Source organism: Clostridia bacterium (assembly GCA_036562685.1).
GTDB lineage: Bacteria > Bacillota > Clostridia > Christensenellales > DUVY01 > DUVY01.
Window position 1 is genome coordinate 1 of the sequence record DATCJR010000051.1, and the last position, 15,198, is coordinate 15,198.

Below are 15,198 nucleotides of genomic sequence, written 5' to 3' on the forward strand. Positions count from 1 at the left end.
CTTCTTAACTATTCTTGTATAAATATTGTGTTTTTTACAATTTAATGTTAAAATATGTAAAAAATTAATAATAATTATTTATAAAAAAGGAAGTATTAAAATGTATTTTAATTTTTCAAGTTTTTCTTTAATTAATTCAAGTGTAGAAAACATAAAAAATGCAATTAATATGGAAACTGCATCTAATGCTTTTTATTATTTTGCTTTAAATAAGATTCTTAATTTGTCTAATGATGATATTTCTGAAAGTATAACTGATAATTATTTTTTGAAAACTCAATCATTACCTGGAGGACATGATAGAGGTATTGATGCTGTTTATTTAGATGATGATAATATTTATTTTTTTAATATGAAATACACTGAAGATCCTTATAAATCTAAAAATTCTAATTTCCCATCTTCAGAAGTTGATAAAATATTAAAATACTTTGATTGCTTATATAATTTTAATAAACAAGGATTAAAAAACATAAATGATAGATTAAAGCAATTTACTCAAGAAATATGGTCATTGTGGCAGTCTAAAAAAGCTAATTTGCCATCCGTGAAGTTATATTTATGCAGTAATTATTGTTCAGGGTTAGAAAAATCGGAACTTGAAAGATTAAATATAGAGTTAAAAAAATATAATATTGAAATAAAAGAATATCTTTTACACGATTTTGTTATACTTGCAACAAGAGAAAATATTAAAATTCCTAGTGCTAAATTTAGAGCCGATAAAGATCAGTTTTTTGTTAAATGTAGTGTTGGAGATATAAAAGCATTAATTGTGTCTGTGAATGCTTTAGACTTAATAAGGATGATATCAACTAATGAAAATTATCGAATGGATCCTGATTTAGAAGATACTTTTTATGATCAAATAGAAATTAATGAAGATGTTTTTTATGATAATGTTAGAGTATATAAAAAAGCAAAAGGAAGAATTAATAAAACAATTTGCAATACAGCTAGATCTGAGGATAGATTTAATTTCTTTTATTATAATAATGGTATTACAATTACTTGTAAATCATTTTCTTGTACTCCACTCAAAATTAGCTTAATATCAATAAATGAATTTCAAGTTGTAAACGGTTGTCAAACTTTGCATGCGCTTTTCGATGTTTTTAAGGAAAATTATAAATATCTTAAAGATATAGACATACTTTGTAGAATTTATGAATTAAAAGACAGGACTAAAAGTGTTAAAATTGCAGAATATACAAATAGTCAAAATCCTGTTAAAAGTAGAGATATTAGATCGATAGATTTTGTTCAAGAAAAATTAGAAGAAGAGCTAAAAGTTAAAGGATTTAAGTATTTAAGAAAAGCACAAATTATTGCTGATAAAAATACAATAGATGCTGAAAAAGCAGGACAAGCAATGCTAGCTTTTTATTTGGACATGCCAAGAGAATCAAAAAATGCTAAAGGACTTATTTTTGGCGATAAATATGAGCAAATTTTTCATGAAGATATTACAGCGGATTATTTATTATTGCCATATCAATTGCTATCACAAATAGAAAATAAAAAGAAAGAATTAATAGATGATAACACTATTCCTTATATAAAAAAATCTTATATTCTTTATTGCTCCTATTATATATTGTATTTATTAAAAGAACTTGCAAAAAAAAATAATATAGAATTAAATTATAAAAATTGCAATGAAATTTTTAGCTTGTATGACAATGCAAAAAATATAATTGATCAATCAGTACAAATAGCTAAAAGTCGTGAGGGCGAAAAATATGTTGATCAATCATATTTTAAATCATCTCGAGTAATGGATGATATCCAAAAAGTAATTCAAAACTAAAAAAAGATATCAAAATTTTACTTAAAATTAATGGTGAATTAAAGCTTTCTAAACCTTTCTTGTTTCGTATATTTGCAAATTTTGGCGCATAGTATTTTAGTAGTAAAAAGAAAAGAAGGTAAATCTAAATGCAAATTTATACGATTCAAAGAGGGGATTCGCTTTATGCTATAGCGCGGACGTTTAATTCTTCGGTCAACGATATTGTCAATGCCAATCGTATTCCTGATCCTGAGCGCCTTGTAGTAGGGCAGACTATAGTTATACCTATTACGGGCAGATATTATTTTGTGCAGCCTGGCGACAGTCTTTGGTCTATCGGACGCAGATTTAACGTCAATTATCTTACATTAGCACAAATTAATCGTATTAACCCTTCTCAACCATTGCCTGTAGGGCTAAGATTGTATATTCCGCCTTTTCCTAAAGTAAGTGCCGAGGTCAACGCCTATATCGAACCCATGGGCAATGCGCCAAGTCAAAGCCTGTTAGCAGATGCAAGAGAAGCTGCTCCAAGACTTACTTATCTTGCAACATTTAGTTATAGGGTTAATCGTGATGGAACTCTTAATCCTCCACCTATTCAAGGAATACCCGAAATTGCAAGGCAAAACGGTAACACGCTTATGATGGTGGTTACCAATATAGAAGAAGGGCAATTTAACGGAGAACTAGGGCGTTCTATAATTGAAAGCACTGCGGTGCAAGAACTGTTGTTTGATAATATCATCGCTGAGGCAAGACGCACAGGCTTTAGAGATATACATTTTGATTTTGAATTTTTGCCGCCAGATTTGAGAGTTCTTTATACTGAGTTTTTGCGCCGAGCAGTCAACAGGCTTCATGCAGAAGGTCTTCTTGTTTCAGCAGCGCTCGCTCCTAAGACCAGCGCAGAACAAACAGGGCAATGGTACGAAGCGCATGATTATGGCGCGATAGGTCAAATAGTGGATTTTGTAGTCATAATGACATACGAATGGGGTTATTCAGGCGGCCCGCCTATGGCAGTTTCGCCTATTGATAAGGTTGAAGAAGTGCTTAGATATGCGTTGACTGAAATTCCTGCCAATAAAATTTTGATGGGACAAAATCTATATGGCTATGACTGGACATTACCCTTTGTTCAGGGCGGACCATTTGCTCGTGCGGTCAGTCCGCAGACAGCTATTTTATTGGCAAGGGATAATAATGCTGAAATACTTTTTGATCAGGTTGCACAGGCGCCTCACTTTAATTATTTTGATGCTCAAGGCAGAGAACATAAAGTATGGTTTGAAGATGCGCGCAGCATACAAGCCAAGTTTGACTTAATAAAAGAATTAGGTTTGCGTGGTATCAGCTATTGGAAGCTGGGACTTCCATTTCCTCAAAACTGGTTATTAATAGATGAAAATTTTAACGTTGTAAAAAGATAAAAAGAGACGCTTTTAAAGCGTCTCTTTTTAATAAAATAAATAAATAGATCATAATGGATAATTCTGATTGAATTAAAAATAGATCTCACCAAAAATAGTAAGATATGTTTTTTTTGAGATAAGTTAATTATTAGTTTATCTTCAAAACGTCTCTTTTTTTGAAAATTTTTATTTATTGCATTATTTTTTAAGTAATTTTATAAAAAATTTTTTTCAAACCTCTTTACATTAACGTTAATGTATGATATAACGTTAATGTGAAAAATTGATTTTAACAAAAGAAAAAAATGAAAAAGATTTTGATTATAACTTTTTTTAATAAAACGGTAAAACAAACCGCCCAAAAATTTTGCGGCACTATGTTTTCCTTTTTTGCTTTTATTAACTATTTTTAATAAATAGATTTATTCATTTTAAATAAAAAGTATTTTTTAGACAGCATTATTTATTTTAAGAAAATTATTTGAACTTTATGGATTTGTAAAATAGCTTTGATGACTTGAAAAAAATTAAGGGGTGAAAAATGAAATCAAAATTTAAAAGTTTGTTTCTTTTAGTAGTTATTATTCTTAATTTCATAATGCTTTTTGGATGTAATAATTCTGCTAATCCTCATAATGACGATCCAGAACAAGATTATGGTACTCTTTCTATTGAGAATATAAAAGTATGTATTAATGAATACAAAAATACGACTTTTGCTGTTATCAATCCTGTCTTTAGCTTTCCCGAAAAAGCTGAAGAATTAACTTATACTTATGATACAACAAAACTCAATATATCTAATAACATTGTAACGCCCTTAAAAAGAAAGAGTGAATCAATTAATGTTCAAGCTTCTTCTGAACATTTTTCAACAGTATTTCAAGTAGAAGTTCAATATTTTAAATATTCAGATAAAGATGATCCATATTATTCTTTATTTGATACATCTCGTTTTTCTGTAGAAAATCGTGCAGAAAAATGTAAGGCTATTACTTCAGATACTACATTATTCATTGGCGACAGCTTCATGGATGATTATTTTATTGGAGAATATATGGCAGCTTATTCTCAAGACAAAGTAGTATTAAATGCTGGCATTAGTTCTACAACGTCTTATCATTGGGAAGCGATTTATTCAAAAGTAATTGGTCAGATAGCACCTAAAAACATTGTTCTTCATATCGGCACAAATAATTTCTATGATGCTCATGACTTAGTGGAAGAAACGCAAGATAGTTTGACTAGGTTGTTTATGTATATGCACAACAGCTATCCAGCAAGCAAGATTTATTGGTTAAACATTACTCAGCGTCAGGACACTGCTTATTATTCTCAAGTCAATGAGACAAACAGCTATATAGAACAATGGTGTTCACAATATAATTGGATAACTTGCGTTGATACTTGTTCAAAGATTACAGCAGATATGCTTCGTGATGGAGTTCATCTCAAACCTGAAAAATACAAAGTGTTTACAGACGCCCTTGAAAACGCAGGTTGTGAAATTGTTAAGAAATAAAAAATCAAAGGAGGTTATGATGAAAAAGTTTAAGTCATTGTTAGCATTGTTATCCATATTCATCGTTATCGCTATCAGTCTTACTGCTTGCACTGCAACGGTAGAATATGAGTTATCAAATTATCAAGGTCAAGATTCAGATGCTGATGGAATGATGATTTATAACAAAGAACTTTTCTATTTAAATAGTATAAAACAAGGGGGTCCTGATCCTGCTGTTTTGGATGATACTGCGCGTAGCGGCTACTATTATCTATATGCTACACTAGGTGCATTTCACACAATGCGTTCAAAGAATTTGGCGGAATGGGAAAATGTTGGCCCTACATTTTATCAAAAACAATCTTCAGATGTATTAAAAATTACAAATTCAAACGTTTGGGCTCCTGAAGTTATTTATGATGAAGACACTAAACTATATTATATGTTCTTTAGTGCAACACCTGTTGCAGATAATTCTTTTTCAACAGGCAAGGGTATAGTCAGCAGCAGAAACTTGTATAACATGTATGTTGCCACATCAACAAGTCCTGCAGGTCCTTTCACTTTAATTGATTTTGGGAATGCCGATAGCTGCGGTGCCCAAAATATGCATGTATTAAATACTAAATCTGGAATTGTATTAGATGAGAGTGAATTGGCAAATAATGCATGGACAAAAGAAGGCAACACTTACTATAAGGCAGCATTTCCTCATTATTTTGCAAGATATTGCTTGTTTGCTCCTGATGAGCTTTCTAAAGTAATGCAAAAAGAAGGTGTAGGTATCTATGGCAATATCACCGATGCTGGTTATTTTGGAACAATTGATCCCCATCCTTTTGTCGATCCTGTAAGCGGAGATAAATATCTCTATTTTAAGGCAGAGGACAGGGGTTGGAATATCATTCTTGCTGTAAAGATGAAAAACTGGCTTTCTCCAGATTGGTCTACTGCAACCTATGCAGTAGTCAATGGATATCATACTGTTCAAGATTGGAGAGAAGGAAAAAATAAAGGCGTATCCTATGAAATTACTTCTTGTAACGAAGGTCCTTATGTAATTTATCATACTGATGCTAATGGAAAAGGCCTTTACTATCTTACTTTTTCGGTAAACGATTATGGTCAAAGCACTTATCAAGTTGGTATGGCAGTTTCAGAAAGTCCTCTCGGACCATTCAGAAAGCTTACAGAAGAAGAGGGCGGATTACTTCTTTGTTCTTCTACAACTGAAAGTGAATCCATTTCTGGAGCAGGACATCACTCTTTTGCAACATTAGGTGATCAGCTTTACATTATTTATCACCGTCATACCAATTATCTTGCCGGCGGTAATGATCGTTATACTGCTGTTGATGAAGTAAAATGGATTACTGTTAAAGATATTTTTGGCAATGATATGGATATTCCGTATGTCAATGGTCCTACAGATTCTATTCAGCCTTTGCCTGCAGCATATAGCGGTTATAAAAATATTGCAGACCAGGCAACAGTAACATGTACTGATAAAAACACAGAGATTGAGTGTGTAAATGATGGTTTATTGTCAGTCCATAAAACGGCAAATGATACTTTCATGAGCTATATACGCGAAGCTTATATTTCAAAACAAGCTACCTTTACTTTTGACTTTGAAAATGCACGTACAATTCGCGCAATAATGGTTTATAATTCTGCTTTTGAAAACAGTATTTTTAGAAACATTTCAAAAATTGAATTAAAATTAGCAGACGGCTCAACCAGAGTTATCCGCGATGTCAAGTTTGATGTAAATCGCTATTGCAATTTTTCAGAACTTGATGTAAACGAAATAACTTATATTATGTCGGGCTCATGTGCTTTTGTTGAATTTTATGATATTGATGTTCAATCTGTAAAGATAACAATAGATGTACCCGAGGGCCAAGAAGAAGTAGGTATTTCAGAAATTCGTATTCTTGGCAAAGTAGCATAGGGGGAGGGAAAAATGAAAAAGATATCGAAATTTTTAATCTTCGCTATATGTACATTGACGCTTTTGGCGGGACTGTTTGGTTGTTCTAACGGCAAAGTCAAAATTATTAAGGATGAAAATGTATATACCTTTACAAACAAACTTCCTGCTACTGCAGAATTAGATGAAGGTATGATAATTGATGGAAAATTTGATGAAGCTCGTTGGAATAATTCGCGCTGGCTAATTGGCGTTGATCGCGCAAACGCAAAGCAATATGCAGATATTTACTTTACGACGTCGTATGGTCAAAAAGGCGTTTATTTTGGCATAAAGGTAGAAGAACATGGAACCAATATTTATGTTAATCCCGACAGAGCTAGCTATCTAAACAGCTGTATAGAAATGTATATGGGATTAGCAACTGATCCTAGTGATGCACAAAGAATTTTTGAATTTGACTTTTTGGCAAATGGTCAATATAGTGCTAAACAAAATTTGAATGGCTTTGTAGATGTAAGCACTACTTATGATAAAATGCCCATTGTCGCTTCTAATTTGATTGGCGGGAAAATTAACACAACAGAATGCACTGGGTATTATATCGAAGCCTTTTTCCCTTATACATTCTTAGAGCATTCTGGATACGACGTATCTAATCCAGATGAAATGGTTTTTGGCATTGATCCTGTGCATATCTTTTCTTTCAATTATAATGGCACAGATTTGAACATGGACAGATATTGGTCATGGTGGTCACAAAATTATATTTCAAGCTCATGGCTAACGCCTAGCAGTTTCTTTTATTTTGGAAAAAATGGTTTAGTCGCATATGATTTCACAGTAAATTATGGCGGCAGTGGAAAAGGCACAGTGACAGAAAAACACGGATTGCCCTATGCCCTTAAAAAAGAAACTACTTTTGTTATAAAGACAGTAAATGGTGCTGGAATTTCAAAATTACTTATTAATGGTATTGATTACAAATCTAATCTTAAGTCTTCAGGCGGTAGCTATACATTAACATTAAGCAATATTACAGAGGATTTGACGATTGATATTGATTTTGATTAATACAAGTGATTGAAAACTTGATATTAATATAATAAAAACAAAGGAGTGGAAAATTAAAGATGAAAAAGGCGAAAAGCATTCTTTTAGTTATATTATGCATTGCTTGCGTTTTGTCAACTGTTATATTGTTTGGCTGTAAACAAAAGACAGTTGAAACACACGTACATAACTATACTATATGGCAATATGATAATGAAGGCCATTGGAAAGAGTGTGAAGCCAATGATGGCGCAACATCTGAAAAAGAAGCACACAACTATACTATATGGCAATATGATAATGAAGGCCATTGGAAAAAATGTGAATGTGGTGCAACAAGTGAAAAAGAAGAGCATGTTTTCGTTGATGGAAAATGCGAATGCGGTGCTTCGGAACCTAAATTTTATAGCACTGCATCCGGTCAGGTAAAACTTTACAAATTAGGAAAAGAAGTTACTGATTATACTGGAGTAAATGTAGAAATCGATGATGACGATGTTGTGGTTAATTATAATCAAACAACAGGCGAATTTACCATTTCTAATGCTGAAGTAGGCAAAGAATATACCTTAACCATAACTAAAGAATATTATGAAACTTATTCAACCATTATCCAAGTTGAGAAAGATACTAATACGGTTATTGGCGGTTCAAATGGCATAGTTTTGAACTATAAGATGTTTACCAACATCATAAACATGTGGAATGATGATTATATTGCCCAGGGCTTATCTCTCAATATTGATGAAGGTGGCATTCCTTATATTTCTTCAACTCGCGATTCCTTTGCTTTAAAATCTAATGAAGGCTTTGATGATGTCGCAATGACATTATATGTAAAGAAAAGCAATAATCAACCCAAGGATGAAGGTGGTGCAGGCTGCCAGGGCATTGTCTTCATGTTTGGCAATAAATATGTTCAATTAAAGATAAAACGTTCTGGCGCAATCGAAACTTCTCATGATTATCTTTGGAGCAATAGTTATTCAGAAGCATATCAAACATATATGCCTGGAAGCAATACATGGTGGCTTTATGATAAAGACGGCAAAACCATTTATCAGGATAATATGTTGACTGAAGAAGAACTTGCAAAATATGAAGAAGGAACTTTCTCTCTTACTCTTGTTCGTCAAGGCGCAAAAATTTATATCTATGTTGACGGTAAGTTTACCGGTAATGTTTTATACATCGCTGATGAATTGGCTAACCAAAAGACTAATATAGGTATTTATGGCTATGAATTAGTAGATTCTAAAAATAACCCTGGCGAAGTTGCAGTTTTCAAATTCAATTATGAAACTGATATAGATAAGTATATTCCTGAAGTAACAGTAAATCTTGACGTTGATTCTACCGGCGGTACAGCAACTTTGGATAAAGAATCATACACCTTTGGTGATAAGATAATATTGACCGTTGAGCCTGACGCAAATTACATTTTGGGCAGTGTTTATGTCAATGGTAAAGATGTAACTGCAAAAATAGTTGACAATAAAATAGTTGACAATGTATATTCCTTCTATGCTTATTATTTGGACAATGTTGATATTAGGATAAAATTTGTGGAATATAAAGAAGTAGATGCTACAATTACTTTGACAAGTGATTCTGCCGCAGAAGGTGCTACACTTACCTTCAGACAAGGCGATCTTACCAAGACAGGTGTGGTTTCTGAAGGTCAAGTTGTTGTTGAAGATATGATGACAGGTGAATGGGACGTTTATACAACATTCAACAATATTACAGTTAATCTTGGAAAAATTATTGTTCAGGAAGATGGAAGCGCAATTCTTGATTTAACTAATGCTTTTAAATCCAACAGCAAAGCTGTTGTCACTGCAGATTTTGCAACAGGTACATTTACTTACAAACCTAATGATACTAAGAATGCTAATTATCAATGGCTTCAAATAGACCAATTGCCTGGTTCAGGCTTTGTTATGACCAAGCTTTCTCTTGATGGAGAAAACAAAGCAAAGTATGCAAGTACAGAAGGTCCACAATGTGAAGCTTGTATTGCTATTAGCTTTAAAATTGGCGGAAAAACCTATTATATGGATCTTTGGACAAAAGGCAATGAAATAATATCTCCTGCATTTGCTACAGATGGTGGCAATCGTCATTGGATTGAAGACTTCAGAACAGAAACCGATGAATATAATGCATTTATGACAGGTGATGGCGTTTATTTTGGCTTTGGTTATGATGCTGAAACAGGTATGCTTTCTTGCTATATGGGTACTTCACCTGATAATGTAAGAAAAGTTTTGAACACAACATGGAGTTCAGATTTCTATGCTGATCCTGATGAAAGCATTACCGCTATCGGATTAGGCAACTGGCTATGCTGGGGTAGTTCTGATGTAACTATTACAGTAAACAACCTCACATATGGATCAACTCTTGAAGCAGCGCTTCAGATAGATTAACTTTGGTATTAAGGTAAAAACAGATGAGAGCTATAGTATAAGAACTATAGATAAAACAAAAGAAAAATAGCTAATATATTTTAGCTAAGGGGTACCAAGGAAAAGGCCAAAAGGCGGAGAAAATTTTCTCCGCCTGAAGGCAAAATTTTTAGCTCTTAAATTCTAAAGAAATTGGATTTTGAACTTATGAAAAATTTATTGCAGACTTTAACAACAGAACAAAAGATAAAACTTATTATGGGTGCCGATTTTTGGAGTAACGATGATGCAAACGGCGCTTTATATAAATTTTTGATGTCTGACGGGCCAATAGGGCTTCGTCAACCTTTATATCGTAATACATCAGAACAAAATGAATGTATAAAATCAGTAGCATATCCTTCCACACAAATGCTTTCTCATACGTGGAATACTGATTTGTCTTATAAAATGGGATATAGTCTCGGTAATGATTGTATCGAACAAAAAGTTGATATAATATTGGGACCGGGTGTAAACATAAAAAGAAATCCAAAAAACGGCAGGAATTTTGAATATTTTTCTGAAGATCCTATTCTTGCCGGAATTATGGCTAGAGAATACATCAAAGGTGTTCAGGCAAAACATGTCGGAACTTCGTTAAAGCACTTTTGCTGCAACAATAGTGAGTATTCTAGAAAATGGGTATCAATGGAAGTAGATGAAAGAACACTACGGGAAATTTATCTGCGTCCTTTCCAGATTGCTTGCGAAGCAAAACCCTGGACGGTTATGTCTTCTTATAACCTAGTTAACGGTGTAAGAATGTCTGAACACAAAAAATTTTATAATGTTCTTCGAAATGAATTTGGTTTTGATGGATTAATTGTATCTGACTGGGAAGCGGTAAAAGATTCAGAAAACAGTCTGAATGCAGGCTGCAATTTGGAAATGCCGTATGACAAAGCACATCAAGAAGAAATGCTTGAAAAAGGCAGGGCAGGAAAACTTGATATGCAAAAGCTTAATGAAAGTGCGGAAAAAGTTATTGAACTTTCTAAGAAATGTGAAGAAGAAAGTAAACTTCGCAAAATAGATATGACATTGGAAGAACGTCGTGCGGTTGCATTGAATGTTCAGCGTGAAGGCATAGTTCTTTTAAAGAACGATAAGGACACTCTTCCCATGCAAGGCGGCAAGGTGTTAGTTACCGGGGCTTCTGCATTTCGTTATTATTTTGGCGGCGGTTCTTCTAACGTTTATCCTGAACGTCAGTTTGAGAATTTGGAAACAGCTCTAAAAAATCAAGGCGTTGATGCTCAGTTTGTAGAATCTATTTGGGAAGTAACAGGTCATCAAGCACATGTCGGCAATTTGAAAAAAGCTGTTCATGCTGCTGCGCTTTCTGATTATACAGTCCTTTGTGTCGGCAATCCTAGTACCTGTGAATTTGAAGGAATGGACAGACAGCTGATCCGCTTGACAAGTGAAGAAGAAATCGCAATTCATGCATTGGCGAGATCTAGCGAAAAGTTAATTGTTGTTGTATATGCCGGATCAGCCATTGATATGAGTGATTGGATTGATGAAGTCGATGCTGTTGTTTGGGCTGGTTATGGCGGTGAATATTGCAATCAGGCGCTTGCCGAAGTGTTGACTGGTAAAGTTAACCCTAGTGGAAAACTTACCGAAACTTTTCCTCTTTGCTTAGAAGATGTTCCCGCTGTGAATACTTATCAGGATGAAGCATGCATTGTTTATAGCGAGGGACTAAATGTCGGTTATCGTTATTTTGATACCTTTAATGTTCCTGTGCTTTTCCCCTTTGGTTTTGGACTTTCATATAGCAAATTTGAATATAAGAATTTGAAAATAACCCAAAGCGGTGACAATATTGATGTCGAATTTGATATTCAGAATATTTCTGATGTGGACGGCAAAGAAACTGCGCAGGTATATGTACATGAAATTACCCGTGAAGTATATCGCCCTTACAAGGAATTAAAAGCGTTCAAAAAGGTTTTTATTAAGGCTCATTCAACAGAACATGTTAAATTAACTCTTGACAGAATGGCATTTGCCTACTGGTCAACTTCCAGAGATGAATGGTATGTAAAACCTGGAGTATTTGAGATTCAAGTTGGGGCTAGTGTTAATAATATTTTATTAAATAAGAAGATTGAAATAAATTAATTTGAGTATATTTAAGCAAACATAAAAAGCCAATATACCTAGGAGGAAAAGATTATGAGAAACAAAATCATAAAAACTATTTTAGCAGTTTGTTTAATTGTTTCCACTACTTTTAGTGTTACAGCTTGCAATTCTAGCGGTTCAAGAGGTTCCAATGTAGGTGATAAGGAAAAGGGTAATAGAACAGAGATTACTTTTTTATGTGATGCAAATTCAACATCTCAACAGGCTTGGCTGGATTTGATAAAAGCATATAACGATGGCGTAGGATATACGAAAGATCATGTTTATGTAACTGCAAAGATGCAGGCAAATGCTTCAAGCCCTTCTGCCAGCATCTTTATTAAGAACAGCAATTACGCATACAATGTAGTAGCTGTTAATGACAGCCAAAATGCTTTTCAGACACTTGCTATAAAAAGAGATGCAAAGAAGGCTCCTAACGGCTATTTTTTGGATTTATCTTCATATGCCGCTGCAGATGAGGATTTTCAAAAGAATACAATCAATAAAAATCTTTTGAATTGGTTTTCGATGACATACAATCAAAATGCACAACAAGGCGCCGGCAAAGAAAAGCACATAATCGGTGAAGGACAAAGCCTTTTAGGTGTTCCTTATGGCGCTGCTGCACATCTCAACTGGTATAATGAAAAAATATTTAAAGAACAGGGCATTAATATCATTTCAATACCTGAAGAAGATTTGGATGAATACAATAAGACAAATAATTCTTCTATTAAGCCTCATGGATATGCGGAATATAAACACGCGCCTTTTTCAGGAGCAATTGCATCTGAGAATTTGGCAGGACAAACAGTCTATAAAGTATTTAACAACTGCATCGGTATGAACTGGGAAGAGCAAAGAAATCTTTTGAAATATTTTACAAAAGGCTGGAATAGTTCTTCTTCATCTACATACGGTTTTGTCAGTGAATATTGGTTTAACTATGGATGGTCGGTCGGCGGGGATGTAATGGGCTTTGATGGTACTGAATATGATTTTACTTTGATGGATAAATCAGCAAATTATATTGTTACCAAGGATAACACCATAATCAACGGCAAAACATATATGGCTGGCGAAATTGTAAAATATGAAGATAAGGTAAATCAGGCTGATATTGCTACCATGGATGGTGTTTATGCTATTCCTTCTCAATATGATGCAGTAAAGGAATATATTTCTTTGCAGGTTGCAACCACTAAAATGGTAGATACATCCGGTGGAAAAACTTATTATGGATATGGTGTTGCAACTCCAGAGACAAGCAATGCAGACAACTTATTTAATACCGCTCAGGTGGCTATGGTAAGAGGTAATCCTGCATCTATTGTAGAAAAGAGCCAATCCAAATATTTTAGCGATTTTAACATTACTGTTTGCGAAACTTACAGAGAATATGAAGGCGGCAGCACTTATCAAAAAGACGGTAAATCTGGTTTTGAAAATGAATACTTGAAAGTTATCGGTGAAACTTATGATGGAGAAGTATATACCGGAGATTTGAAAGTAGTTGACGGCACTCCCATTGTAGGAAATCAGACTTCTGCTAGTATTTCTCAGGCTTTGGTAATCCCTGCTTGTTCTGATCCTGACAAATATCAGGCTGCTTGGAACTTTATTAGTTGGGTAGCAACTGAAGGACAAAAATATCTTGCTTATGCAGGAACTATAACACCTGTAGCATATGATATTTTATTTAGTAAAGATTATGCATATAACACCACTCTTACAAAAGGGAAAAATTACTATGCTGTAGCAAAAATGGCTTATAATGCAGGCAGAGGCGACTGGGGCTATTTTGAAAATGGCACATGGGTTACTGATTGGGCAAACGACTTTAACAATGTGTTGCGCAGAGGCAACGAAACAATGACACAATTTCTCGATAAAAAAGCTGACCAAGCAAAACAAGCCTTAAATAATATGTATTGTGTTATTAAGGGGATTCGTTAATGATAATCACTGCAAAAATCAACAGGGATGCTTTTTCAATCAAAGATAAAGCATTAAAAAAGGGAAGAAAATGGAAGCCAATAAACATTATGTGTTTATGTATTGTGCTTATTCCCATTATCAGCTTTATTGTCTTTAATGGCATTCCTGTTGTTCTTTCTTTTATATCCATGTTTACAAATATGGAAAACAATGACTTGACAACAATGACATGGAATAATTTTGAAAACTTCAAGCTTGTTTTCAGTGACCAGCGTTTCTGGAAATCTTGGGGTGTTACTTTGTGGTTGGCATCTTCACAATTTGTTACCTTGCTCATTGCATTAATCATTTCTGTTTTGCTGGATCAAAAGGTTAAGTTTGCTAAAGCGATGCAAGTCATCTTTTTTATCCCATATATTTGTTCTACAGTAGCGATAGCTATCATGTGGCAATGGGTATTTTCAGAAGATTTGGGCATTTTAAATGCGATTTTAGGTACTAAAATCAACTGGCTCAATGACGTGGAAAAGCCTACTCGCTTGATATGGTGCGTTTATGCGACAATCGTATGGTCAGCGCCTTCTTACGGTATTGTCATGTTCAAAGCAGCGTTAAAAAATGTAAACCCGTCTTTATATGAGGCAGCTGCTATAGATGGAGCCAATGGTTTTCAAAAGTTTTGGCATATCACCCTTTCTAGTATCAAATCGGTTACTTTGTTTTTGCTTTTAGCAAGTATCATTAACGGTTTGGCTGTGTTTGACAGTGTTCTTATTTTGGCGCCAATTCAATGGACAGGCGTTGCAGGACCTAATGACGTCGGTCTGACTGTTAATTATTACATTTATCTAAAGGGTGTGCAAGGTGGCGAAATGGAATATGCAGCAGTAATGAGCTGGTTTTTGTTTTTGATTACTTTTGCTGTTTCTTTCTTTGTCATTCGTGCAAGAAATAAAGTTTCGGAGGAATAAAAT

The 15,198-nt window shown here is 33.9% G+C and carries 9 protein-coding genes; all 9 read left to right on the top strand.

What is annotated here, in order from left to right:
• Positions 1-100 precede the first annotated feature (100 nt).
• The 9 genes from VIL26_02180 (at position 101) to VIL26_02220 (ending at position 15,195) form a co-directional block, all read left to right on the top strand.
• The gene (locus tag VIL26_02180) at positions 101-1,810 is read left to right on the top strand and encodes an AIPR family protein (protein HEY8389752.1); all 1,710 of its coding nucleotides are present in this window, start codon (positions 101-103) and stop codon (positions 1,808-1,810) included.
• Positions 1,811-1,938: 128 nt separating this feature from the next.
• Entirely contained in the window at positions 1,939-3,225 is a 1,287-nt protein-coding gene (locus VIL26_02185) for a glycoside hydrolase family 18 protein (protein HEY8389753.1), read from the top strand.
• Between the two features lie 523 nt (positions 3,226-3,748).
• Positions 3,749-4,729, top strand: a complete 981-nt coding sequence (locus tag VIL26_02190; protein HEY8389754.1) for an SGNH/GDSL hydrolase family protein — start codon at positions 3,749-3,751, stop codon at positions 4,727-4,729.
• Positions 4,730-4,748: 19 nt separating this feature from the next.
• Positions 4,749-6,665 (top strand): family 43 glycosylhydrolase, encoded by a 1,917-nt coding sequence (locus VIL26_02195; protein ID HEY8389755.1) that lies wholly within the window; start codon positions 4,749-4,751, stop codon positions 6,663-6,665.
• 12 nt (positions 6,666-6,677) lie between these two features.
• Positions 6,678-7,718: a hypothetical protein gene (locus VIL26_02200; protein ID HEY8389756.1), complete on the top strand. Its 1,041-nt coding sequence runs from the start codon at positions 6,678-6,680 to the stop codon at positions 7,716-7,718.
• Positions 7,719-7,777: 59 nt separating this feature from the next.
• Positions 7,778-10,129: a hypothetical protein gene (locus tag VIL26_02205; GenBank protein HEY8389757.1), complete on the top strand. Its 2,352-nt coding sequence runs from the start codon at positions 7,778-7,780 to the stop codon at positions 10,127-10,129.
• 186 nt (positions 10,130-10,315) lie between these two features.
• A complete protein-coding gene (locus VIL26_02210; GenBank protein ID HEY8389758.1) occupies positions 10,316-12,280 on the top strand; it encodes a glycoside hydrolase family 3 C-terminal domain-containing protein in 1,965 nt (654 codons plus the stop codon).
• Positions 12,281-12,334: 54 nt separating this feature from the next.
• Entirely contained in the window at positions 12,335-14,242 is a 1,908-nt protein-coding gene (locus VIL26_02215) for a hypothetical protein (protein ID HEY8389759.1), read from the top strand.
• Positions 14,242-15,195 carry a sugar ABC transporter permease gene (locus VIL26_02220; GenBank protein ID HEY8389760.1) on the top strand — a complete coding sequence of 318 codons (954 nt, stop codon included), beginning with the start codon at positions 14,242-14,244 and terminating at the stop codon, positions 15,193-15,195. The genes VIL26_02215 and VIL26_02220 overlap by 1 nt, the downstream gene beginning before the upstream one ends.
• The last annotated feature ends 3 nt before the right edge of the window (positions 15,196-15,198 follow it).

Bases quoted from the DNA above. Each gene is read 5' to 3' on its own strand.
- VIL26_02195 (HEY8389755.1), top strand. From the start codon at position 4,749: ATGAAAAAGTTTAAGTCATTGTTAGCATTGTTATCCATATTCATCGTT.
- VIL26_02190 (HEY8389754.1), top strand. From the start codon at position 3,749: ATGAAATCAAAATTTAAAAGTTTGTTTCTTTTAGTAGTTATTATTCTT.
- VIL26_02210 (HEY8389758.1), top strand. From the start codon at position 10,316: ATGAAAAATTTATTGCAGACTTTAACAACAGAACAAAAGATAAAACTT.
- VIL26_02185 (HEY8389753.1), top strand. From the start codon at position 1,939: ATGCAAATTTATACGATTCAAAGAGGGGATTCGCTTTATGCTATAGCG.
- VIL26_02220 (HEY8389760.1), top strand. From the start codon at position 14,242: ATGATAATCACTGCAAAAATCAACAGGGATGCTTTTTCAATCAAAGAT.
- VIL26_02180 (HEY8389752.1), top strand. From the start codon at position 101: ATGTATTTTAATTTTTCAAGTTTTTCTTTAATTAATTCAAGTGTAGAA.
- VIL26_02205 (HEY8389757.1), top strand. From the start codon at position 7,778: ATGAAAAAGGCGAAAAGCATTCTTTTAGTTATATTATGCATTGCTTGC.
- VIL26_02215 (HEY8389759.1), top strand. From the start codon at position 12,335: ATGAGAAACAAAATCATAAAAACTATTTTAGCAGTTTGTTTAATTGTT.
- VIL26_02200 (HEY8389756.1), top strand. From the start codon at position 6,678: ATGAAAAAGATATCGAAATTTTTAATCTTCGCTATATGTACATTGACG.